At 71.8% G+C, this 22,841-nt stretch carries 14 protein-coding genes; 5 read left to right on the top strand and 9 right to left on the bottom strand.

The window, feature by feature from the left end; all coding sequences use genetic code 11:
- Positions 1-12 precede the first annotated feature (12 nt).
- The 4 genes from RV983_RS02790 to RV983_RS02775 all read right to left on the bottom strand — a co-directional run bounded on the left by RV983_RS02790 (position 13) and on the right by RV983_RS02775 (position 4,451).
- Positions 13-819 (bottom strand): carbohydrate ABC transporter permease, encoded by an 807-nt coding sequence (locus RV983_RS02790; protein WP_475990204.1) that lies wholly within the window; start codon positions 817-819, stop codon positions 13-15.
- Between the two features lie 47 nt (positions 820-866).
- Positions 867-1,814, bottom strand: coding sequence for a carbohydrate ABC transporter permease (locus tag RV983_RS02785; protein WP_475984148.1), 948 nt, complete (start codon positions 1,812-1,814; stop codon positions 867-869).
- A gap of 7 nt (positions 1,815-1,821) precedes the next feature.
- Complete coding sequence (locus RV983_RS02780) at positions 1,822-3,171, bottom strand: ABC transporter substrate-binding protein (RefSeq protein ID WP_475984147.1); 1,350 nt, start codon at positions 3,169-3,171, stop codon at positions 1,822-1,824.
- Between the two features lie 275 nt (positions 3,172-3,446).
- Entirely contained in the window at positions 3,447-4,451 is a 1,005-nt protein-coding gene (locus RV983_RS02775) for a LacI family DNA-binding transcriptional regulator (protein WP_475984146.1), read from the bottom strand.
- A 271-nt stretch (positions 4,452-4,722) separates the two neighbouring features.
- Here RV983_RS02775 and RV983_RS02770 point away from each other — a divergent pair, with 271 nt between their 5' ends.
- A complete protein-coding gene (locus RV983_RS02770) occupies positions 4,723-6,000 on the top strand; it encodes an MFS transporter (protein WP_475984145.1) in 1,278 nt (425 codons plus the stop codon).
- Between the two features lie 51 nt (positions 6,001-6,051).
- On the opposite strand, the gene RV983_RS02765 is transcribed toward RV983_RS02770, so the two are convergent.
- Complete coding sequence (locus RV983_RS02765; RefSeq protein WP_475984144.1) at positions 6,052-6,504, bottom strand: MarR family winged helix-turn-helix transcriptional regulator; 453 nt, start codon at positions 6,502-6,504, stop codon at positions 6,052-6,054.
- A gap of 89 nt (positions 6,505-6,593) precedes the next feature.
- Here RV983_RS02765 and RV983_RS02760 point away from each other — a divergent pair, with 89 nt between their 5' ends.
- Complete coding sequence (locus tag RV983_RS02760) at positions 6,594-7,127, top strand: P-loop NTPase family protein (protein WP_475990203.1); 534 nt, start codon at positions 6,594-6,596, stop codon at positions 7,125-7,127.
- 174 nt (positions 7,128-7,301) lie between these two features.
- On the opposite strand, the gene RV983_RS02755 is transcribed toward RV983_RS02760, so the two are convergent.
- From RV983_RS02755 to RV983_RS02740, 4 genes are all read right to left on the bottom strand, one after another.
- Positions 7,302-8,231: a fatty acid desaturase family protein gene (locus tag RV983_RS02755; RefSeq protein WP_475984143.1), complete on the bottom strand. Its 930-nt coding sequence runs from the start codon at positions 8,229-8,231 to the stop codon at positions 7,302-7,304.
- 13 nt (positions 8,232-8,244) lie between these two features.
- Positions 8,245-9,168, bottom strand: a complete 924-nt coding sequence (locus tag RV983_RS02750) for a pyridoxal-phosphate dependent enzyme (RefSeq protein WP_475984142.1) — start codon at positions 9,166-9,168, stop codon at positions 8,245-8,247.
- Between the two features lie 82 nt (positions 9,169-9,250).
- On the bottom strand, positions 9,251-16,492 hold the full coding sequence (locus tag RV983_RS02745) for a non-ribosomal peptide synthetase/MFS transporter (protein ID WP_475984141.1): 7,242 nt from the start codon (positions 16,490-16,492) through the stop codon (positions 9,251-9,253).
- A gap of 511 nt (positions 16,493-17,003) precedes the next feature.
- Positions 17,004-17,831: an enoyl-CoA hydratase/isomerase family protein gene (locus tag RV983_RS02740; protein ID WP_475984140.1), complete on the bottom strand. Its 828-nt coding sequence runs from the start codon at positions 17,829-17,831 to the stop codon at positions 17,004-17,006.
- A gap of 80 nt (positions 17,832-17,911) precedes the next feature.
- Between RV983_RS02740 and RV983_RS02735 the strand changes: the two genes are divergently transcribed.
- The 3 genes from RV983_RS02735 (at position 17,912) to RV983_RS02725 (ending at position 22,837) form a co-directional block, all read left to right on the top strand.
- Entirely contained in the window at positions 17,912-18,946 is a 1,035-nt protein-coding gene (locus tag RV983_RS02735; protein WP_475984139.1) for an alpha/beta hydrolase, read from the top strand.
- A 12-nt stretch (positions 18,947-18,958) separates the two neighbouring features.
- Complete coding sequence (locus tag RV983_RS02730; protein ID WP_475984138.1) at positions 18,959-19,492, top strand: winged helix-turn-helix transcriptional regulator; 534 nt, start codon at positions 18,959-18,961, stop codon at positions 19,490-19,492.
- 276 nt (positions 19,493-19,768) lie between these two features.
- Positions 19,769-22,837 carry a helix-turn-helix transcriptional regulator gene (locus RV983_RS02725; RefSeq protein WP_475984137.1) on the top strand — a complete coding sequence of 1,023 codons (3,069 nt, stop codon included), beginning with the start codon at positions 19,769-19,771 and terminating at the stop codon, positions 22,835-22,837.
- Positions 22,838-22,841 lie beyond the last annotated feature (4 nt).

Raw genomic sequence — 22,841 nt, 5'->3', positions numbered from 1 at the left:
GGTGCCGCGGAACTACTTCAGGGAGCCGGAGGCGAGCCCGGTGCGCCAGAACCGCTGGAGGAGGATGAACACGATGATCACGGGCACGATCGAGACGAGCGAGCCGGTGATCACGGATTCCTGGAGCAGAGGGGCGCGGGCGGTCTGACCGTTCCACTGGTAGAGGCCGAGGGTGATCGGGAAGAGCGACTCCTTCTGCAGCATCACCATCGGCAGGAAGAAGTTGTTCCAGATCGCGACGAACTGGAACAGGAAGATGGTCACCAGCGACGGCGCCATGAGCTTGATCGCCACCGAGAAGAACGTGCGGAACTCTCCCGCGCCGTCCAGGCGCGCCGACTCCAGGATCTCCTCGGGGACGGCCGCGGCGGTGAAGATGCGGGCCAGGTAGACGCCGAACGGGCTGACGATGCTGGGCAGGAACACCGCGAGGTAGGTGTTGACGAGGCCCGTCGCCGAGAACAGCAGGAACAGCGGGAGCGCGAGCGCGGTGGTGGGAACCAGGACGCCGCCGAGGATGACGGAGAACAGGAACTCCCGGCCCCGGAACCTGAACTTGGCGAGCGCGTAGCCGCACAGCGCGGAGATCAGGGTCCCGACGGCCGCGCCCAGCACCGCGTAGATCACGCTGTTCAGGGCCCACCGGCCGAAGATGCCGTCGCTGCGGGAAAACAGGATCTTCAGGTTGCTGAAGAGGTCGAAGTGCGAGAACGCCAGGCCGTTGGTGGAGGCGAGGTCGCCCTGCGGCTTGGTCGCCGCGACGATCAGGAAGTAGATCGGCAGCAGGAAGTAGATCGCCAGCAGGAACATCAGCGCCATGACGGCGGTGCGGCTGACGCGGCTTTCGCGGATCAGGGTCTGGTTGCTCACAGTCCCGCCTTCTTCGAGGTGAGTCGCATGAACCCGAAGCTCAAGACGAAGGTGATGACGGCGATGACCACGGAGATCGCCGCGGCCTGCTGGTAGTTGTTCCCCGAGGCCACCGCGTAGGCGAGCATGTTCGGCGTGTACGTGCTCGAGATGTTCGAGGAGATCTGGCGCAGCACGGCCGGCTCTGCGTAGAGCTGGAGGGTGCCGATGATCGAGAACACCGTGGTCAGGATGATCGACGGGGCGATGATCGGGACCTTGATCTTCCAGGCGATCGCCCAGTTGCTCGCACCGTCGAGCTTGGCGGCCTCGTAGAGCTCCTGCGGGATCGACTGCAGTGCCGAGTACATGATCAGCATGTTGTAGCCGGTCCACAGCCAGGTGGAGACGTTCGCCGCCGACCACAGCACGGCGCCCGGGCCGAGGAAGTCGGGCTCGAGGCCGATGCCCTTCAGCGCGTCCACCAGGGGGCTGAGCTGCGGGGAGTACAGGTACGACCACATGATCGCGGCGATGACGCCCGGCACCGCGTACGGCATGAACGCCGTGATGCGGAAGAAGGCCTTGAGCTTCAGCAGCGGCGTGTCGAGCAGCAGCGCCATGATCAGGGCCACGAACAGCATGACCGGCACCTGCACGACGCCGAACAGGCCGATGCGCCCGATGCTGTTCCAGAACTCCGTGTTCTGGAAGACCTGCACGTACTGCTCGAAGCCGCCGAAGGTGGTGTACGACGTGCCGTACTGGCCCCCGGTGCGGCGCACGACCTGGAAGCTCTGCCAGACCGCGTAGCCGACCGGCACCAGGTAGAACAGCACGAACGGGAGGAAGAACGGGGTGAGGAACGCGATGATGGTGCCCGCCCGGGGGCCGCCGCCGTTGAGACGACGGCGGCCCCCTCTGGCCGCCACCACGCGCGTCGCGCGGGTTGCGATATCAGTCATGCCGCTGTCACTTGCCCGCGACAGCCGGGATCGCCTGATCCTTCATCGACTTCAGCGCGGCGGCCTGGGCGGCCGCGAGAGCGTCGTTGAGCTTGCCGTCACCGGCCGCCGCCTTGGCCAGCGTGTCCTGGAGCGCCAGGTTCACCGTCTTCTGGGTGGGACCCCAGGAGAATTTGGTGTCGATGTTCTTGGACGACTCGGCGAAGACGTCGAAGATCTTCTCGTTGTTGTAGTAGGGGACACCCTCCGAGAGCGCGGGAAGCTGCGCGCCGGCGGTGGCCGCCGGGTAGAGGCCGCCCAGCTTGTTCTCCAGCGCGAGGGCCTCGGGGTCGGAGTTCAGCCAGTCGTTGAACTTGACCGACTCGTACAGGTGCGTGTTGCCCTTCATGAACGCGACGGTGGAGCCGCCCCAGTCGCCGGAGGCGGCGTTGGTGCCCCAGGTCGGCATCGGGACGATCGACCACTTGCCGGACTGCTTGGGCAGGTTGTCGCGGAACATGCTGTAACCCCAGGCGGCGCCGACGTAGGTGGCGATCTGGTTCTTCTGGTACGCGGCGTACATCTGCGTCGAGCCGTGCGCGAGGTCGGTGCGCACGAGCTTGTCGTCGATCAGCTTCTGCCAGTAGTCGGCGACCTGCTTGCTCTGGTCGGACGCGACGGTGACGTGCCACTTGTCGCCGGCGTACGAGTACATCTCGGCGTTGTTCTGCCAGAGGAGACCGTTGAACCACTCGGCGTTGTTCGGGTCGAAGAACGTGATGTCGAGGTTGGGGTCCGCCTTGTGCAGCTTCGTCGCGTCCGCCGCGTACTCGTCCCAGGTCTTCGGTATCGCGATGTCGTGCTGCTTGAAGATGTCGCTGCGCACGTAGAGGGCCATCGGGCCGGTGTCCTGCGGGAAGGCGAACACGCCGGTGTCACCGAAGCTGGTCTGCGACCAGGTCCACGGCACGAACTTCGACTTGGCCGCGGTGGCGTCCTTGCAGGCCGAGGCGTCCACGAAGGCGTTCTGGGTGCGCAGGAAAGGCAGTTCGTCGTAACCGACCTGGGCGAGCTCCGGCGCCTTGCCCGCCTTGAGGGCGTTGCCGATGGTGCCGTACTGGTCGTTGGAGATGTTCTTCATCTCCACCTGGATGTCCGGGTTCTTCTTGTTCCAGAGGGCGACGACCTGGTCCATGCCCGGAACGGTGTTCCAGTACTGGAGGGTCACCTTGCCCTTCGCCGGCTCACAGGAACCCGCGGCGGCTGCATCGGCCTTCGGGTCGGACGAGGAGGAACATCCGGCGAGTACGGCGACACTGGCGGTGGCGGCGACGGCGGCGACGGCCGCGAGGCGGATGCGCGTGACTGTGTTGCTCATTGTTTCCTTACCAGAGAACGACTAGCGACGACGCTAGTCGGGTCGACGTTGACACCTCAGGCGGGGATGCCTTCTGACCGGAACGGACAGGTCGCAACGGTGCCGGTTCAACTGCCGTGCGCCGTGGCGGAAATCAGCAAGTCAAGCAATTGTTCTCGTGAGCGCTCCCGTGAACGTTCACGGGAGCGCTCACGGGGACGTTCTGAATTGTTCGAGAGTGTGCGCTCCGGCGCGGTCGAGTGTCAAGACATTCGGTCACACATGTGTCCTGGAGGTTACGCGGACCCGCCCGGCCGCAGTTCCGCCCGGACGACCAGGGCCTCCGCGTCCAGCGGTTCCATGCCGGTCAGCAGGCGTGCGGCCTGCTCGATGGCGAGCGCGCCGAGCCTGCGTGTGTCGAGGGCGACGCTCGAGAGCGGGGGCTCTACGAGCGCGCCGAGCTGAAGGCCGTCGAAGCCGATGACGGCGAGGTCCCGCGGGACGCTCCTGCCGATCCGGCGTGCCTCGCGCAGTGCGCCGATCGCGATGATGTCGTTGAAGGTGAAGACCGCGGTGACGTCCGGATGCGCGGCGAGCAGCGTCCTGAGCGCGGCTCCGCCGCCGTCGGCCGACTGGTCGGCGCCGACCACCTTGCCGGCGTCGACCCCGTACGCCGCCGCGGCCGCCGTGAACCAGTCGCGGCGGATGCTCGGCTCGGCGCGGCCCCCGTGGTCGAGCATCCCGATCCGCGTGTGGCCCGTGGCGACCAGGTGCGCGACCGCGGCGTGCACGCCCTGCTCACCGTCGATCCGGATCGAGGTGAACCGCGCGGTGTGGTGCTCACGGCCGATGAGCACCACGGGCACGCCCCGGGTGAACCGCTCCAGGGCGTCCTCGGAGCAGCTGAAATAGCCGACGACGGCGTCCACCTGCGAACCGATCACCTGAAGGGTGCCGAGTTCCTCCTCGGGACGGTCGGCCGTGTCGTACACGACGACGTGCCAGCCGCGGGCGCGTGCCGCCTCCAGCGCGGCCGCGGCGACCTCGGTGAAGAACGGGTTGAGCAGGTCCGGGATCACCAGCCCGATGGTGGTGGTGTCCTGCCGCACCAGACCGCGGGCGAACCGGCTCGGCCGGTAGCCGAGCTCGCGGGCCACGTCGAGTACGCGCTGCTTGGTCAGCCCGTCGATCTCGTCCTTGTCGTTCAGCGCCCGCGACACGGTCTGCCGCGACACCCCGGCGGACCGGGCGACGTCATGGATCGTGACCCTCCGCGGCTCCGTCCCCGACGACGACACCATCGCGCACCTCCCGCTGACTGCGGATGCCGATGCTCCCGCAGGGCCCGAGTATGCCTGTCCGGCACGCGGCGAGGCGATCCGCGCCTGCGGGTGTGACCTTGAACTCCGCACGTGAGACGCCCGTGCTCACCGCTCGCGGGATATCCGGTTGCGGCCGCTTCCGCGTCCTCGGTACGGTCCGCGCATGGCCATTACGCCCCGTGTCTCCTAGCGAGGACACCAGCTTCGACGCCACGTTTGTGCCCTAGAGCTGTTACGGAGCGTTATCAGCATGACAACCCCTCGTGGTTCCGGCCTGCTCCGGAACCGTGACTTCTCGCTGCTGCTGAGCGGCCAGCTGGTGTCCGCCATCGGCGACCAGGCCCACTTCATGGCCCTGCCGCTGGTCGTCCTGACCCTCACGGGATCGGCCGCACAGGCCGGGTTCGTCCTCGGACTCGGCACCCTGTCCTTCCTGGCGTTCGGACTGGTCGCCGGCGCCCTCGCCGACCGGTGGGACCGCAGGACCACCATGATCGGATGCGAGATCGGCCGGTCCGTGCTCACGGCCGGTGTCGCCGTCGCGCTGTGGCTGGACCGGCTGACGATGCCCCAGCTGTACGCGACGGCCCTGCTCACCGGGGTTCTGAGCACCCTTTTCCAGGTCGCGAGCACCGCGGCGCTGCCCAACGTCGTGGATCCTGTGCAGTTGACCGCCGCACTGGGCCGGCAGCAGTCCGCCGCCGGCGCGGTCGGCGTCTTCGGGGCCCCACTCGCCGGGGCGCTCTACGCTGCCGGGCGGACCCTGCCGTTCGCCGTCAACGCGGTGTCCTTCGCGGTGTCCGCCGCGTCCCTGCGCCTGATGCGCGCCCGCTTCCAGACGGACCGGCAGGACGCGCGCCCGCCGGCCCGGCTGACCAGCGAGATCCGGGAAGGGCTCGGCTGGCTCTGGCAACGGCCCGTCATCCGTTTCCTCACCCTGGTGTCGGCCGCCGACAAGGTGCGTTACGGAGCCGGATATCTGCTGATCATCACCCTCGCCCAGCAGTTGGGCGCCTCCCCGCTGTGGATCGGGGTCGTCTTCGGCGGCGCGGCCGTCGGCGCGATGGCGGGGGCACTCGTGGCGGACCGGGTCACCCGGCGCTTCCCGCTCGGGCGGATCGCCATCGTGATGCTGTGGCTGGAGGCACTGATGTTCCCGCTGTACGCGCTGGCCCCCCACCCGATGGTGCTTGCGGTGGTCGCGGCGGCCGAGTCACTGGTGGCACCGGTGTACACAGTGGCGATGACGACCCATCAGCTGGCCATCACCCCCGACGAGTTGCGGGGCCGGACGAGCAGCGCGGTCGCCACGCTGACCACGGGGGCCCTGTCCATCGGCACGCTCGCGGGCGGCGCGCTGATCACCACGCTGGGCGCCAGAACACTGGTCTGGTTCTGCGGGGCGTGGCTGCTCGCCCTGGCCGTGCTCACCACGGCCAACCGGGCGGTGCGAGAGGCTCCGCGGGCAGGCGCGATCGCACGGCACGAACCCGGCGGCGCCGCCGCGCCCGCGACCGCGGCGGGCTGAGGCCGGCCCCTGGGCCGGCCGGCGGAAGGGGCGCGGCCCGCCCCCTCCCGCTCAGGTGGCGACGTTCTCCAGGGCCGAGGCGAGCGTCTTGATGTCCAGGCCGCCCAGGTGGTCGAGGAAGTGCCGGCGCACGAAGGCCAGGTTGGTCGGCCAGGCATCCCTCAGGCGAGCGAGACCGGCGTCGGTGAGGACGACGTTCCAGCCGCGGGCGTCCTGCTCGGACCTGACCCGCTGCACGATTCCCTGCTTCTCCAGCCGTTGTACGACGCGGGTCATGCCGCTGAGCGACAGCTCGCAGACGGCGGCCAGATCGCTCATCCGCAACTGCCGGTCGGCGGCCTCGGACAGATGCATCAAGGTCAGGTACTCGATGAGGGGCATCCGCTGCTCGCGGACCAGATCCGTGTCCAGGGCCCGCGGCAGGGCGTAGATGATCCGGGCGAGGGACCGGACGAGGGCCTCCTCGTCGGCGGTGAGCGCTTGCGGCGCGACCTGCGCGATCACACCATTTTAGTTGCCCGGCGAAGGATGCCCGGGCGCGCCGGGCCGGTAGGGGATTCCGGAGCACCCTGCCCGGTAGCGTGACCGCCGTGATGGTGGGCACCGAGGAGACCCGGCTTGTGATCCTGCGCGGCAACAGCGCCTCGGGGAAGTCGAGCGTCGCGGCCGGCGTGCGGGAGAGGTTCGGCCGGGGCGTGGCCCTGGTCGGGCAGGACAACCTCCGCCGGGTCGTCCTGCGCGAACGCGACCGGCCCGGTGCGGCGAACATCGGGCTCATCGACCTCACGGCCCGGTACGCCCTGGACGCCGGGTATCACGTCGTCCTCGAAGGCATCCTCTGTTCTGACCACTACGGCCCGATGCTCGCCGGGTTGCGCGCCGACCACCGCGGCCCGACCCACGGCTTCTACCTGGACGTCCCGTTCGAGGAGACGCTCGCCCGGCACGCCACCAAGCCCATCGCCGAGGACGTCCTGCCGGACGAGCTGCGGTCCTGGTACCGGCCGCTCGATCTGCTGCCTGGCGGCGTCGAGACCGTCGTCGGTGCCGACAGCGCCCTCGATGCCACCGTCGGCCGCATCATGCTCGACAGCGGCCTGGCCGGCCTTCCCTCGCTCGAGCACTGACGGGGCTCCGCCGCCGTCAGGTCCGGGGAGGGGTGACGCCGCAGGACCAGTCGTGGCCCCTCCAAGTCGCGCGTTCACCGGTGACCGGGACGACGCCGGAAGGTCCCCGGAAGCAGCCGCCCCGGCGGCGCCCCGCGGCCGGACCCGGTGTCCCTGCCGCGGGGCGCGCACGGTCTACGGGCGCGCGCCCGGGCCTCGCAGGGAACGCCACAACTGCCCGTAGAAGTCCGCGTAGCTGCGCTCGACGTGGACGGCGAAGGCCTGGGTCTCGGGGTGCCGCTCCCCGAGCCGGTTGATCGGCACGGTCATCGCCGCGTGGTGCTCGATGTGCAGGTTGTTGCCGTTGGTGAACCACGTGCTCAGCCGACTGCCCCTGATCGATCGGGTGTTGCGCAGCACGTCGGTCGTCTCGGTGTCGCACAGCAGGTGTTCCGGCAGCTCGACGAGGAAGTGCAGGGGGACCGCGAGAACCAGGGGGAGCACCCAGAGGCGGAGCACGTACGCGCCGCCCCCGGCGGCCACCACGGCGGCCGCGCCGGCCAGGACGCTTCCCAGGAGAACGTGCTCGACCACGATCCTGCGGCGCATCGCCGGCGCGACGTGACCGAACGCGTACCTCCAGCGGCCCGTGGCCGCGCGGACGACCTCCCTCGCGACCGTGCCCAGCCGCGGGTAGTCGAGCAGCCCGCGCAGCAGGGCCCGGGGGGTGAGCGGCCCCCGGGTGTCGAAACCGAAGAACTCCGTGTCCTGCGGCGTGCCGAGGAAGCGGTGGTGCTGGAGGTGGCGCACCCGGTAGTGGCTGTAGACGACGAGCAGCGGGATGCCCAGCGGGACGCCGATCAGCCGGTGGGGCAGCGCGCGCCGGAAGGCGGAGTGGTGCAGGCACTGGTGCTGCAGTTCCACGGCGTGGGTGAACATGGCCGCCAGCAACACGATCCCGGCCGCGGCCGCCCAGAGGTTCCGCTGCAGGGCGAGGATCACCCCGCCGGAGGTGAGAACGGCCAGCAGCGCCAGCTTGGCGACGAAGACCAGTTCGTCGGCGGGGGTCACCTTGAGCCGGGTGAAGAGCGTGGCCGGGCCGGCGGGCATGACACTGTCCGGCACGGGGACGAGCCGATCAACGGCCACTGAGCACCACCACGTGGAGACCGGGGACCAGGCCCTCGGAGCGGGCGGTCCTGAGCAGGCCGGCCATGGCCACGGCGCCGGCGGCGGTCGGGAACGCGCCGTGTGCGGCCAGCGCGTCGCGCGCGTCGCACAGCTCCCGGTCGTCCACGCCGAGGACGGTGCCACCGGTGGCCGCGATCGCGGCCATCGCCTCGTCGCCCTGCAATGCGTGCCAGTTGACCAGCGGCTGGTTGTGGTCGGTGGTGGTGACGGACTCAGGGGGCAGGGTGCGGTACGGACCCGGCCAGCTGGTCAGCACGGGGTTGTTGCCGGCCGAGCAGACCCCGTTGATCGTCGTGTCCCAGCCGTGCACGTCGAGTTGACGGCGGACGGCGATGGCCGTGGTGCCGTTGCCGACGGGCAGCCAGAGCACCGCGGGGGCCTCGTCCAGTTCGGCCCGGAGGGCGGACACGACCACGCCGTGCCCTTCGAAGACGGCCTCGGCGTAGGGCCCGTCCACATTGCCGTCGACGCAGTCCCCGGTGGCGGCGAGCCGCCGGGACTCCTCCACGGCGTCCTCGTAGGCACCGTCCACCAGATGGACCCGGGCCCCGGCGGCGACCATGGCCGCGCCGCCATCGCTCCAGCCTGCGGGGAGTACCACCGTGCACTCCACACCGGCGACCTGGCAGGCCGTGGCCATGGCCCGGCCGTAGTTGCCGCAGGTCGCGATGGTGACGTGCCGGTGGCCGTCGGCGACCGCGCGCGCCACGACGGCGCGGGCGGCGGGCTCCTTGTGGCTTCCCGAGCCGTAGCGCGTCTCGTCCTTGACCAGCACCCGGGCGCCGGGAACCAGGGCGGAGACGTCGATGAGGGGGGTCCCGAAGGCGTCCGAGGGCGCTTCGGCGGACAACGGGGGTGCGGGGGTGGGCATGACGATTCCTTCGGGGGAGGCGGGTGTTTCGCGGGCAGCCCCGGCACGGGCCGTGCCGGGGCGGCGGACAACGGAGGGGACGTCAGATGCGGTTCGTCAGGAGCAGGGCGTCGGCGTGGCCCTGGAGGTCGTCGAGATCGCCGATCTCGGCCGGGGGGACGGCGTCGGGAAGGCCGTCCTCAAGCAGGCGCAGGCGGGTGTTCGTCCAGCCGCGGGCCGCCCAGCCCAGTTGCAGCAGTCCGCTGACGACCACCAGCAGGGCGAGTCCGCGTCCGGGACCCGTGCCGAGCAGCCGGCCGACCGTGTCCGCCAGGGCTCCGTCGGCCTCCAGCAGCGGCTGCACGTAGTGCTCGGCGAGCGGGCCCACGACCAGGTAGCCCAGCGGCATCGTCAGCATCATCAGCGTCATGAAGAGGGCCAGGACACGGCCTTGGAGCTCCAGTCCCACCTTCGCCTGGACGAGGGCGATCCAGTGCCCGTCGGCCAGGGACTCGCCGAAGGCGAGCAGGAACATCCCGGTCACGATGAACGGCGCGCTCGCGATGCCGACCATCGCCATCGCGATGCTGGCCACCGCCATGGACGCGATCATCCCCGTCGCTCTGCGGGTCGTGCCGCCCCACAGCCCCATCACCAGGCTGCCGCACAGGCCGCCGACTCCCGCCGCGCCCAGTGCCGTGCCCAGCATCAGGGGCGACTGCTCGATCAGCAGCATCGGAGTGATCACCGCGAAGCCGAGGGTGTAGAAGGCGTGGTCGATCACGAAGAAGCGCAGGGCCGTACGCAGTCCCGGCCGGCGGGTGATGTAGCGCCAGCCGCCGGTGAGCTCCCTGCCGAACGACTCGTCCCGGCGGCGGAAGAGGGTGTCGGGGAAGCGGACCAGCAGGAGCGTGACGACACCCGCCGCGAAACTGCACACATCGAGCATGATCACGCCGGAGAGGCCGATCACGCCGATCAGCCCCGCGCCCATCATCGGCGCGAACACGGTCCCCACCCCGACGCCGAGCTGGCTGATGCCATTGGCGTGTCCGAGATACCGCTTGGGGACCAGCTGGGCCACCGCGGCGAGATAGGCGGGCCGTTGGAAGGCGCCCGCGATCGACGTGACCGACACGGCGAGGTAGACCTGCCACATCTCCATGCCGCGCCCGAGGACCAGCAGGCCCAGCGTGCCCATCGAGACACCCGCCACCGCGTCGCTCGCCAGCATGATCACGCGGCGGTTCCAGCGGTCCGCCGCGGCGCCGGCGAGCGGCCCGGCGAGGATGCCGGGGAGCATGCCGACGGCGTTCACGACGGCGAAGTCGGTGATCGAGCCGGTGCGCTGGTAGACCCAGATGCTCAGCACGAGCGTGCTGAGGCTGCTGCCGATCATCGAGAGGAACTGCCCCAGGGCCACCACGGCGAAGCGCGACAGACTCGGGAGGGTGGGGTCCGGCGTCGCCGAGGCAACAGGTGCGGGCGGCCGGACCTCGTGTGACGGAACGTCATCCACCGCTGCCGGCGCCACCGTTGGTGCCGGCTCCGGGGACCGCCGTTCGGCGTGCTCCACCAGTCTCTCCGCCAGGGGCTCGGCGTGCGACTTGACGAAGAAGTGGCCGGCCTTGGGAAGCACCGTCAGGGACACGTCGTCCGCGAAGTGCTCCCACTCGTGATAGCGCTCCTGGTACAGCTCGGTGACCCGGTCACGGGAACCCACGACACTGAGCACCGGGGCCTTCAGCCTTGCCGTTCCGGACTCCCGGTAGGCCTTGGTGTAGAACTCCTCGGCGTCCCGCGCGTCGTGCCGCACATTGCGCAGCACGAACTGTTCCTGCTCGGAGTTCTCCAGGTCGGTGAACCCGCCGCGGGCGCGCAGGTACGACAGGTACTCCCGGTCCGAGGTGAGCCAGTCGGTGGGCAGCAGCCGGTACAGCCAGTCGAAGAACCGTCCGGGCAGCCGCGCCGTGGGGAAGCTGGCGCCGAGGCCGACGCCCACCAGGTCGACTCCGGCGGCCTCCGCCTGCCGGGCGACCTCCAGCGTCACGGCTGTGCCGAGGCAGTGACCGTAGAGCAGGACCGGCCCGGTCACCGAGCCGAGTTCGGCGACCACTTGGGCGGCAACCTCGGTGCCCGGCAGCAGGGAGTCGTCGGGCCGGCTCAGGTCGTGCCCCGGCAACTCGACGGCGTAGAGGCCCCAGTGCCCGGGCAGCCGCTCGGCGAGCGGCTGGTACGCGACGGCGCTGCCGCCGGAGAAGGGGACCGCGACCACCGTGACGCCGCCCGCGGCCGGGTCGGCCTCCTGCCGTGTCAGCCGGTGCAGCAGCCGCGTGGACCGGTCCTCCTGCCCGGTCTCGCGTCGCGCGATGAGTTCGGCGAGCGCGCGCACCGTCGGGGTCCGGTACAGCTCCACGAGGGCGAGCCCCGGGTCGATCTGCCGGACGATCCGCAGCGCGGCGAAGGAGTCCCCGCCGAGGGAGAAGAAGCTGTCGTCGATCCCGACCGCGGACTCGTCGACGCCGAGGGCCTTCGCCCAGATGGCCGCGATCCGCCGCTCGGTCGCGGTGCGCGGCGCGGTGCGCGCCGGGGCCTGCGCGGCGTCGGGCGGAGCGGGCAGCGCCCGCCGGTCGAGCTTGCCGTTGGGCGTCAGCGGAAGCCGTGGCAGGAACACGACCCGCGCGGGGACCATGTGCGTGGGCAGCGCCGGAGCCAGCGCCTCACGGACCACCGCCTCGGTGAGCGCGGCGTCCGGTCCGCCGACGAGGTAGCCGACGAGCTGGGCGGCTCCCGAGGGCAGGGTGTGGACCGCGGCGGCGCACGCCGCGGCTCCGGGCAGGGCACCGAGGGCGGCCTCGACCTCGCCGAGTTCGACCCGGTAGCCGTTCACCTTGACCTGGTCGTCGAGGCGGCCCAGGAAGTCCACCGTGCCGTCCCGGTGATGGCGCGCGCTGTCGCCCGTCCGGTACATCGTCGCGCCGGAGTCCGGCCCGCCGGCGTACGGGTCGGGGACGAACCGCTCCGCGGTCAGCCCGGGGCGTTCGTGGTAGCCGGGGGACACCCCGGCGCCGCCCAGGTACAGCTCTCCCACCGTGCCGGGCGGCACCGGGGCCCCGTACGCGTCCAGGACGTACACCCGGTTGTTGGGGAAGGGACGTCCGATCGGCAGCGGTGCCTCGGCCGCGAAGCCGTCGACGTCGCCGTCGAAGTACACGTTGTCGACGGTGACCTCGGTGACCCCGTATGCGTTGACGACGCGGTTCCCGGGACCGACGAGGCGCCGTGCCCGCTGGTACTCGCGCACATGCCACTTCTCGCCGCCGCCGATCAGCAGCCGGACGAAGTCCAGCGGTTCGCCGGCCTCGTCCGCGTGGGCCAGCAGGGCCCGCAGCACGGCCGGGACCAGTTCGGTGCACTCGACCCGCTCGTCCCGCATGAGCGCGTACAGGGCGGCCGGGTCGAGAAGTGTCTCGCGGGGTACGACGACGAGCCGGCCACCGGTGCACAGGGCCCGCAGGGTCTCGCCCACGAACATGTCGAAGGAGAAGCTGGCGGCCTGCTGGTACGTCCAGTCCGGATCGAGGTCGTAGGCGCGCTGCCACATGGTCACCGCGTGCACGAGGTTGCGGTGGGTCACCCGCACGCCCTTGGGGCGCCCGGTGGAGCCGGAGGTGTAGATGACGTAGGCGGGGTCGTCCGGTCCGCCGGCGGGCAGCGGATTGCCGTCCGGCGCGGCGTCGACCAGCGCGGCGTCGCGGTCGAGGGCGAGTACCGCCGTGTCCCCCGGCGCCTCCGGGGTGCCGGGCAGATCGAGGCGGGTGACCAGGGCCACCGGACGGCTGTCGTCCAGCATGTACCGCAGGCGCTCCCGCGGGTAGGCCGGATCCAGCGGCACATAGGCGCCGCCCGCCTTGAGGACGCCCCACATCGCCGCGAACAGGTCGATACCGCGGTCCAGGCAGATCGCCACCCGGTCGCCCGGCCGCACACCCTGCCCGCGCAGCACATGGGCGATCCGGTTCGCCCGGCGGTTGAGCCAGTCGTAACCGACGGTCCGCGCACCCGAGGTGAGAGCGGGCGCGTCGGGCCGCTCGGCGGCGCACCTCTCGAACAGCTCCTGGAGGCCGGCCGCTTCGGGGACTTCGGCGGCGCTGTCGTTCCAGGTGTGCAGGATGGTGTGCCGCTCGGCGGTGGTGAGCACCGGCAGCCGGCCGACCTCGGTCTCCGGTGCCCCGGCCGCCGCGTGCAGCAGGGTGAGCAGGTGGCCGACGAACGCCTCGACGCGCTCGGCGTCGAAGAGTTCGGTGGCGTAGTCGACGGTCAGCACCGGGCCGTCGGCGGGGAAGTCCAGCCCGATGGCGAGGTCCGCCATCGTCGCCACCGGTGCCTCGTCGCCCGCGTACGCGATCAGGGGATCGCGCGGCGCCGCCGTGTTGTGCACGGTGACGCTCACCCGGCTGAGCGGGTGGTGCCGGCCCTCGCCGGGTCGTCGCGTCGTCGCCGTGATGTCCGGCAGCGGAAGGCCCTGGTGCTCCAGGTCGCGGACGACGGAGTCGCGCACACGGCGCATGAGCTCGGCGAACGTCGGACCGCCCGTGAGGTCCCCGCGCAGCGGCAGGATGTTGAGGAGCGCGCCGACCACGGAGTCCAGAGCGGGATCGTCGCGTCCCGCGACGGGGGCCAGGACGGTCACGTCGCCGCGGCCGGTGCAGCGGCCGAGGACGGCCTGCACGCCGGCCAGGACGACCATGAAGAGGCTGGCCTGATGGTCCCTGGCACAGGAGGTGAGCAGGTCGAGCGAGGCGGGCTCCAGGCGGCGGGTCACCCGTGCCGCGCGGTGGCTCTCCAGTGCCGGTCGCGGGCGGTCCGCCGGGAGTTCGAGGTCCGAGCCGGCGCCCTCGAAGCGGTCGCGCCAGTAGGCGGTGAGGGAGCGGCCGCCCGCCGCGGACCCCGGGCGGCGGGATGCGATCTGCGGGAGCCGGTCGGGGACGGCGGCCCGCACCTCGCGTCCCTCGGCGAGGCTCCGGTAGATCTCGGCCAGTTCGTCCCCGACGACTCCGACGGACCAGCCGTCGAACACCAAGTGGTGGACGGCGAGGAACAGTTCACCGGCGTCGCCCGTGCGCAGCAGGACCGCCCGCGCAAGAGGGCCCTCGGCGAGGTCCATGGGCTCGGCGACGATCCGCCGGCGCTCCTCGGCCGCGCGCGCTTCGACCGCCTCCGCGGCCGTGTCCCGCAGGTCGATCTCGTCGAAGGGAACGGTGCGCGACCGGTCGACGACCATCACCGGCTCGTCACCGCGGTACGGGAAGCGGGCCAGGAGGGCCGGGTGGCGCCGGGCGAGTTCGGCCAGGCACGCGACGAGCAGGTCGGTCCTGACGGGGGACGCCCATCGGTAGCGGATGCCGAGCGTGTGCACCGGCAGCCCGGCGCTCATCTGCTCGGCCATCCAGAAGTCGCGCTGCAGCGCGGTGAGGGGCAGCGTCCACGCGCCGTCCGCTGTGTCGGCCGGGGGAGCGACGGTGTCCGGACCGGTGTCCGGACCGGTTTCCGGCGGTGCGCCCTCGGTCGCCCTGACGACCTCGGCCACCTGGGCGAGCGTCGGCGCGGCGTAGAGCGCGCTGAGCGTGAGATCGGCTCCGTAGGTGTGGCGCAGCCTGCTGATCATGCGGATCGCGGAGAGGGAGTCCCCGCCGAGGGAGAAGAAGTCGTCGGAAGGGCCGATGCCGGTGGCGCCGAGCAGTTCCCTCCACAGGGCGCCCACGCGCGCCTCGGGCGAGGAGGCTCCCGCGTCCGCCGCGCCGGGGGCCGGGGCGGCCTCGGTGGCCGGTGCGGCGGCCAGCGCCGCGCGGTCCACCTTGCCCTGCACTGTGAGCGGGAAGGACGCGTGGACGGAGAAGGCGGCCGGTACCAGGTAGTGCGGGAGCCGCGCGGCCAGCCACCGCCGGATCCCGTCGGCACCGTGCCCGTCGTCGGCGACGACGTGTGCGGCGAGCCTGGGCGCGTCCGTGCTGCGGTCGACCAGGACGACGGCGTCGGAGATGCCCGGCATCGCGAGCAACGCGGTCTCGACCTCGCCAGGCTCCACACGGAAGCCGCGGATCTTCACCTGCTGGTCGAGCCGGCCCAGGTATTCCAGGCCGCCGTCCGGCAGCCGCCTCACGCGGTCGCCCGTGAGGTACTCGGTCCGCCCGTCAGGACCCTGACGGAAGCGTTCCTCGGTCAGCTCCGGACGCCCCAGGTATCCCGTGGCGAGACCCGCGCCGCCGATGCGCAGCTCACCGGGTTCACCGGATGCCGCCTCCGTGCCGTCGGCCGTCACGACCCGGACGGACACGCCCGTCAGCGGTGCACCGATCGGCACCGGCTGGTCGCCGGACCAGGTGGTCAGGTCGGCGGCCGTGGCCACGACGGTCGTCTCGGTCGGGCCGTAGGTGTTGAGCAGCCGGACCCCGCTGCCGACGTGCTGCTGCCAGCGGGTGACCGCTCCCGCGCGGACCGCCTCCCCGCCGATGATCACCAGGCGCACCGCGGCCGGGAGGACCGCCTCGTGGTGCTCGATCGCGCCGACGAGCTCGTGCCAGTAGGCGGTGGGCAGGTCGAGCACGGTGACGCCGAGCGCCGCGCAGCGGTCCAGGAAGATGTCCGGCCGGCTGATCATGTCCTCGTCGCGGACGACGAGCGTGGCGCCGACGGTGAGCGGGGGGAAGATCTCCTCCACGCTCGCGTCGAAGCTGAGCGAGGCGAACTGGAGCACGCGGTCGCCCGGTGCGAGTCCGTAGCACTCGACGGCGGCGCCGCAGAAGTGGGCCAGTGCCCGGCGGGGGACGGCCACGGCCTTGGGCCGTCCCGTGGACCCGGAGGTGAAGATGACGTAGGCCGGGTCCTCCGGCGCGGCGGGCGCGTCCGGCGGGAGCTCCGTGCCGGTGCCGGTGCTCGTGCCGGCGACCGCGTCCACGGCGAGTACGGCCGTGCCCTCGGGCAGCGGTGGCCCGGAGCCGTCCGGGCCCCCGGCCGGGACCAGCACCAGCCGGGGTGCGGCCTCCTCGATCATCAGGGCGAGTCGGGCCGGCGGATAGCCGGGGTCGAGGGGCACGTAACCGGCGCCCAGGCGCAGGACGGCCAGCATGGCGGTGACCGCGTCCCGGCCGCGCCGCAGGCAGAGTCCGACGAGATCGCCCGGGCGGACGCCCCGCGCCGTCAGGGACTCGGCCAAGCGGGCAGCGGCGGAGAGGAGTTCGGCGTAGGTGAGCTGTCCCGTGGCATCCACCACGGCCGGCGCGCCGGGGGCCCGCCGGGCCTGTGCCTCGATCGCGGCGAGCACCGCGAACGGTGCGCCGCCCACCCCGTTCGACCCGGATGACCCGGACGACCTGGATGATTCGGCCGCATCCACGGCTTGTGTACCACGCACACGTTCTCCCGGAGCTGTCGACGCACGATGTGCCGCTGGGCGCGGAACGCCTCGGCGAATGTGGGTGACGCGCACAACCCGTGTGTGAAGGTCCTGGATCGATTTACGAGCGATCACGTGAATGGAGCAGGCGATCCGGCCATTTGTGCGTGGCTGCACAGAAGAGCTGATGAGTCCTCAATTACCGGTGCTTGCAAGGAAGAAGGCGGTATGACGGCTTTCTCTGTGCGGCACCCGGGGTCTTTGCCCGGGTAACCTGTTGGTCAAGGGCCGGTCATGTGACGGTCAACGGGTGCGGCGGCCCGCCCCGTCCCGGAAAGCGTCCGCCGCTCGTTGTCCCTGCGCCCCGGGTGGTGGGCGTGCGGCGTCCCTCTCCGGACGTGGCGGGTGGGCGACAGCGCCCCGGCGGGGCCGGCCGGCGCGGGCGGATGCCTCCGCGCGCTCAGAGCTCCCCGAGCACCTGGCCGAACTCGAGCTCGGTACGCGAGCGTTCCTGGAGCCCGCGTTCGAAGAGGGCGGCGACCCGTGCTCCGCTCGCCGGGTCGCGGGTCAGGATCTGGAAGAAGCCGGCGTCGACGTGGACGTCCTCCTTGGGGGCGAGTCCCGCCGCGTTGATCCGGCGCTTGGCCATCCGCACGGCCGCCTCGGGGAACGAGGCGATGCGCTCGGCGAGGCGCTCGACGTAGGAGGTCAAGTCGTCGTCCGCCAAGGCCTTGTTGACCACGCCGATACGTTCGGCCTCGCGTCCGTCGATGTCCTCGGAGCCGAGGATCACCTGCATGGCCTGGCCCCGGCCCGCGAGCCGCACGAGATGCTGGACGGCGCCGGCGCCGGGGAAGGTGCCCACGCCGACCTCCGGCTGGCCGATCACCGCACGCTCGAGCGACGCGAAGCGCATGTCGCACGCGTAGAGGAACTCGGCGCCGGCGCCGCGCGCCCGGCCTTCGAGGACTCCGATGGTGACGGGCCGCGCCTCGCTGAGCCGCCGGTACAGCGCGCCGAGGCTGATGTCGTCGGGGCCGCCGGAGGTCGCCGCCTCCGCGGTGTACGCGGGGATCCGCTTGAGGTCGACGTGGGGGATGAAGAAGTCGGCGTCCCCGCTCCGGAAGACGACGACCCGTACGTCGCCGTCCTTCTCGGTGTCGTCGAGCAGCGAGATCAGGTCCGCGACGAACCGTTCGTCGATCAGGTTGATCGGGGGATTGGCGATCGTCGCCCAGAGGACCCCGTTGCGCAGTTCCGCGGTGATCGTCGAGTACGTCCGGGTCATCGGTCCACATCTCCTCTGTCGTCGCGCTTGCTTTTTGCAAGCGATATACCTACCGTGACATCGCTACTTGCTATTTGCAAGTGAGTTTCCTCCGGGGCTTCGGAGCGGAAATCCGCGCCCGGCCCGGCTCCGTCGAGCGCACGGAAGAGCTCATCCACCTCCCCGACGGGACGGTGCTCAGCGCCTGGCTGTTCGTGCCGGAGGGCTCCGGCCCGCGGGCGACCCTCACCATGGCGCACGGCTTCGGGGGTACGAGGTACCACGGCATCGAGCCGATCGCGCGCAGGCTCGCGGAAGCCGGGTTCGTCGTCTGGCTGCACGATCACCGCGGTTCCGTTGAGAGCGGCGGCGAACCGCGCCAGGACGTCGACCCGTACCGCCAGATCGAGGACTGGCGGCGGGCCGTCGCCCGTCCGCAGACCCTCGACGTGGTCGACGCCGGCCGCACAGGGGTGTGGGGCACCAGCTACGCGGGCGGACACGCCCTCGTGCTCGGAGCCACCGACCGGCGTCTCAAGGCCGTCTACGCGCAGGTGCCCACCATCAGCGGTTCCCAGAGCAGCCGGCGGCGCGTTCTCCCGCACCTGGTCGGCCCCCTGGAGGAGGAGTTCGCCGGGGACGAACTGGCGCAGACCCGCGGCGAGGCACCGGCCACCCGGCCGTTCGTGAGCGACGACCTGACCGTGACCGCGTCCTACCGGAACGCGGACGCCATCCGGTTCTCTCTGGGGCACGCCATGCCCGAGGGCGTCTGGGAGAACGAGGTGGCGCTCCAGTCCCACCGGCGCTCCAGGTCCTACGACCCCGGTCACTGGATCGACCAGATCTCGCCGACCCCGCTCATGACGGTGGTCGCCACCCACGACGCCGTCGCCCCCACCGACCTGGCGCCGGGCGCCTACGAGCGTGCGCTGGAGCCCAACGAACTCGTCCTCGTGCCCGGCGGCCACTTCGATCCCTACGCCGGTGAGGGCTTCGGGACGAGCACGGCCGCGGCGGTGCGGTTCTTCCGCACGCACCTGCAGGCGGAGTGTGACGGCGGGGGAGTCCTGCCCGTCCTAACGCAGCGGGACGGGCAGGACACCCCTTGCTCTACAATTGCAAGTGAGTCGTGAGGGGAGTCACCCGTGAAGCGTCGGGAGCTGGGGGATTCGGCCTGTCCCATCGACCGGTCGCTGTTCGAGGTCGGTGACTCGTGGACGCTGCAGATCCTGCGGGACGCCATGCACGGCGTCACGCGGTTCACGGATTTCAGCAAGAACATCGGGCTGGCCACCAATGTGCTGACCGCCCGGCTGCAGAAGCTGGTGGCGGTGGGCATCTTCGAGATCCGCGAGTCGGGGCCCGGCAACTCGCACGAGTACGTGCTGACCGAGAAGGGCCGTGACTTCCACACCGTTCTGGCGGCGTTGCGGCAGTGGGGGCAGAAGCACCTCTTCGACGACGACGAGCCGATGAACCGCGTCGTCGACGCCCGTACCGGACAGCAGCCGGAGCCGCTGACGCTCACCGCCGCCGACGGCAGGGAACTGACCGCCGACGACATGCTCCTGGTCCGGTCGCGCGCGGCGGACCCCATCGAGAACGCCGTGCCCATCGACACCCCCCGCCGCCAGGCACGCGCCGGCCGCCCCCGCCGGACCGCGGGACCGGAGAGCTGACAGCGTCCGCCGGGCTCTCAGCCTCCGCCGGACGGCGCGAGTGCGACGCGGGCGATGACCGGGAGGTGGTCGCTGCCGGTGGCGGGCAGGGTGCGGATGCGGCCGCCTTGTCATGGTGCTGCCCCGCACGGGCGGCCCGAGCAGGGCAGCCCGAGCCCCGACGGGCCATTGGTATCGTGTAGGGAGCAGAAGTCAAACATCCTTACGACCCCGCGGCACGCACGCACAGGCCCGGCGCGGCTCCCGGCGCGCGAACGGCATGATCACCACCCCTGCATGGACTGGATGAACCCCACTACGGCATGTACCCCCGTCAGCCCCGTCTTCGTGGGCCGGGAGGTCGAGCTTGCCGTGTTGGTGCGGGCCGCCCGTGCCGCGGAGGGCGGCGACGCCCAGGCCGTGCTCGTCCGCGGAGAGGCGGGGGTGGGCAAGACGCGGCTGGTCGAGGAACTGCTGAGGGCTCTCGAACCCGGGGCGGCCGTCGTGGCGGTCGGGGGGTGCATCGAGGTCGGGCATGACGGCTTCCCCTTCGCGCCGTTCTCCGAGGTCCTGCGGACCCTGTGGCACCGGTTCCGCGACGAGGTGCGCGCGGCGAGCGCCGGCCAGGAGGCCCTGCTGGCGCGGGTCCTGCCGGACCCGGACCTCCCGGTACCCGCCGTGCACCGGGACGGTGACGTGACACGGCTGTTCGCCCTGATCACCCGCATCCTGGAGCGCCTGGCGTCGGAGCGGCCGGTGGTGCTGGTCGTCGAGGACCTGCACTGGGCCGACGCGTCCACCCGCGATCTGCTGGGCTTCCTGTTCCGCACCCGGCGCACCGGCAGGCTCCTGATCGTGGGGACCTACCGGACCGACGACGTCCGGCGCGGACACCCGCTGCGCCCGCTGCTGGCGGAGCTGGACCGGCTCCGGTCGGTGCGCCGCGTGGACCTGTCCCGGTTCACTCGCGGCGAGGTCACCGGGCAGCTCACGGGCATCCTCGGGGCGCCGCCGGACCCGGGCTTCGTGGACGGCATCTTCGCCCGTTCCGACGGCAACGCCTTCTTCGTCGAGGAGCTCGCCCGCGCTCACCGGGACCGCGTCGGCACGGGTCTCGACGGCCTGCGGGACGTACTGCTGACCCGGCTGGAGTCGCTGACGGAGGAGAGCCAGCGGATCGTGCGCACGGCTGCCCAGGGCGGCGCCGTCATCGGGTACCCGCTACTGAAGGCCGTGGCGGGCCTGCCCGAGGGCGCGTTGATCGACGCGCTGCGCGCGGCGGTGCTCGCGCAGATCCTCGTCCCCGAACCGAACGGCACGGACTACCGGTTCCGGCACTCGCTGGTGCGCGAGGCGGCCGGCGCGACCCTGCTGCCGGGCGAGCGGGCCCTGATCAACCGCCGGTACGGCGAGGTGCTGGAGGCGGACCCGTCGCTCGTCCGGGCCGAGGAGCTGACCGGTCGCCTCGCGCAGCACTGGCACGCGGCCCGGGACGAGGTGAAGGCGCTGCACATGACGGTCGCGGCGGCCGAGGAGGCGCGGGACCGGTGTGCCTACGCGGACCAGTTGTTCCTGCTGGAGCGCGCCCTGCACCTGTGGGACCTGGTGCCGGAGGAGGCCCGCGCGGACCTGCCCGCGCTGCGGTTCCCGGCCACGTACCCCGGCGGGCGGGGTGAGGACGCGGACGCGGGGCTCTGCCATCAGCATCTGCTCGCCGCCGCGACCGTCGCGGCCATGCACAGCGGCGACTTCGAGAGGGCGCTGCACCTGGTCGACACCGCGCTGGAGCACCTCGCGGCGGTCGAGGACGACCGCCCCCTGTATGTCGCGTGGTTCTGGACGCAGCGATCGCGCCTGGTGGAAGGGCTGAGCCGCGGCGACGGCTGGCAGGAGGTGCAGACCGCGCGGAAGGCGGTCGCGGCACTGCCGCCGTCGGTCGTCGGGGCCGAGGTACTGGTGCGCGTCGCCAACTGGGGTGCGATGCACCGCCCCGGGCCCGGCAGCCGGGCCGACGCCGAGAAGGCGGTGGAGTACGCGACCCGCGCGGGCGCCGAGGAACTGGCACTGCACGCCCGCCTCACACGCTGCCTGCTGGACGCCGACACCGACACCGATGGCAGTGTCGTCGACGAGCTGTACGCGGTCCGGCAGCGGGCCGAGGAACTCGGTGAACTCACCCTCGCGGGCCGGGTGAACCAGAACCTCCCGTCGATCCTGGAGGGAGTGGGCCGCTCGGAGGAGGCCCTCGCGGCGGCCGACCACGGCATCGCGCTGTGCCGGTCGCTCGGTCTGACCGACCGCGAGGCATGGGTCCACGCCAACCGGTCGTTCAGCCTCTTCTCCCTGGGCCGCTGGGACGAGTCGGAAGCGGCGCTCGGCGCAGCGGCCGGCCTGGCCCGCGCCCGCCTGCCGCGCTGGACGTTCGAGGCACGCCGCGCGTTCCTGCTGCTGCTCCGCGGAGAGGTGGACGCCGCCGCGGCCCAGCTGGCACTCGCCGAGGAACTGCGCGGCACCGAGAAACTGCAGACGCAGCTGCTCGTCGCGCTCAGCCACTGCACGATGGAGATCGCCGCGCGGCAGGGCCGCATCGCCGAGGCCCGCGCGGAGTTCCTGCGCGCCGACGACGCCGGCCTGACCGACGGGCCGGTCCGGTGGTCGCTGCCCATGCTCTGCACCGCCGCGGCCATCGAGGGCGCGGCGCGCAGGACCACGCCCGACGGCGCGTGCCCCGAGGTGCTCGCCGTCCTGCACCGCGCGGCCGCGCGCCAGGAGGCCGTCCTGCCGGTCTCGGTCGCTTACGCGCGGCTGCTGTGCGCCGAGTTGCGGCACGCGGAGGGGGACGACGACCCGGGTCCGTGGTCCGCGGCCGTCGCCGCCTTCGCGAGGACCGAACGCACCTATGAGCCGGCCTGGGCTCTTCTCGGTGAGGGGCGCGCTCTGCTCGCCGACCGGCGGCGTGAGGCCGAGGCGCACGACCGGCTCACCCGCGCGCACGCCATCGCCACCAGGCTCGGCGCGGGCCTTCTGCTCGCCGACATCGGGCAGTTGACCGGCGCGTCCGAGGCGTCCGACGGGAACCGTCCGGCCGGCGGGCCGGAGTCTCCGTGCGCCGACGCGCCGGAGGGCGCGAAGACGGCCGGTGCCGGCACCGACGGGCTCTCCTCCTTCGGACTCACCCCGCGCGAGTCCGAGGTACTGGAACTGGTGGCCCGCGGATACAGCAACCGCCGCATCGCGGAGGAGCTGTTCATCTCGCAGAAGACCACGAGCACCCATGTCTCCAGCATCCTCGCCAAGCTCGGCGCCTCCGGCCGCACAGAAGCCGCGGCGATCGCCTACCGGCACGGGTTCTCCGCCCCCCTGTGACACG

This window comes from Streptomyces sp. RLA123 (assembly GCF_056270165.1).
This window is presented reverse-complemented; position numbering and strand designations above follow the sequence as displayed.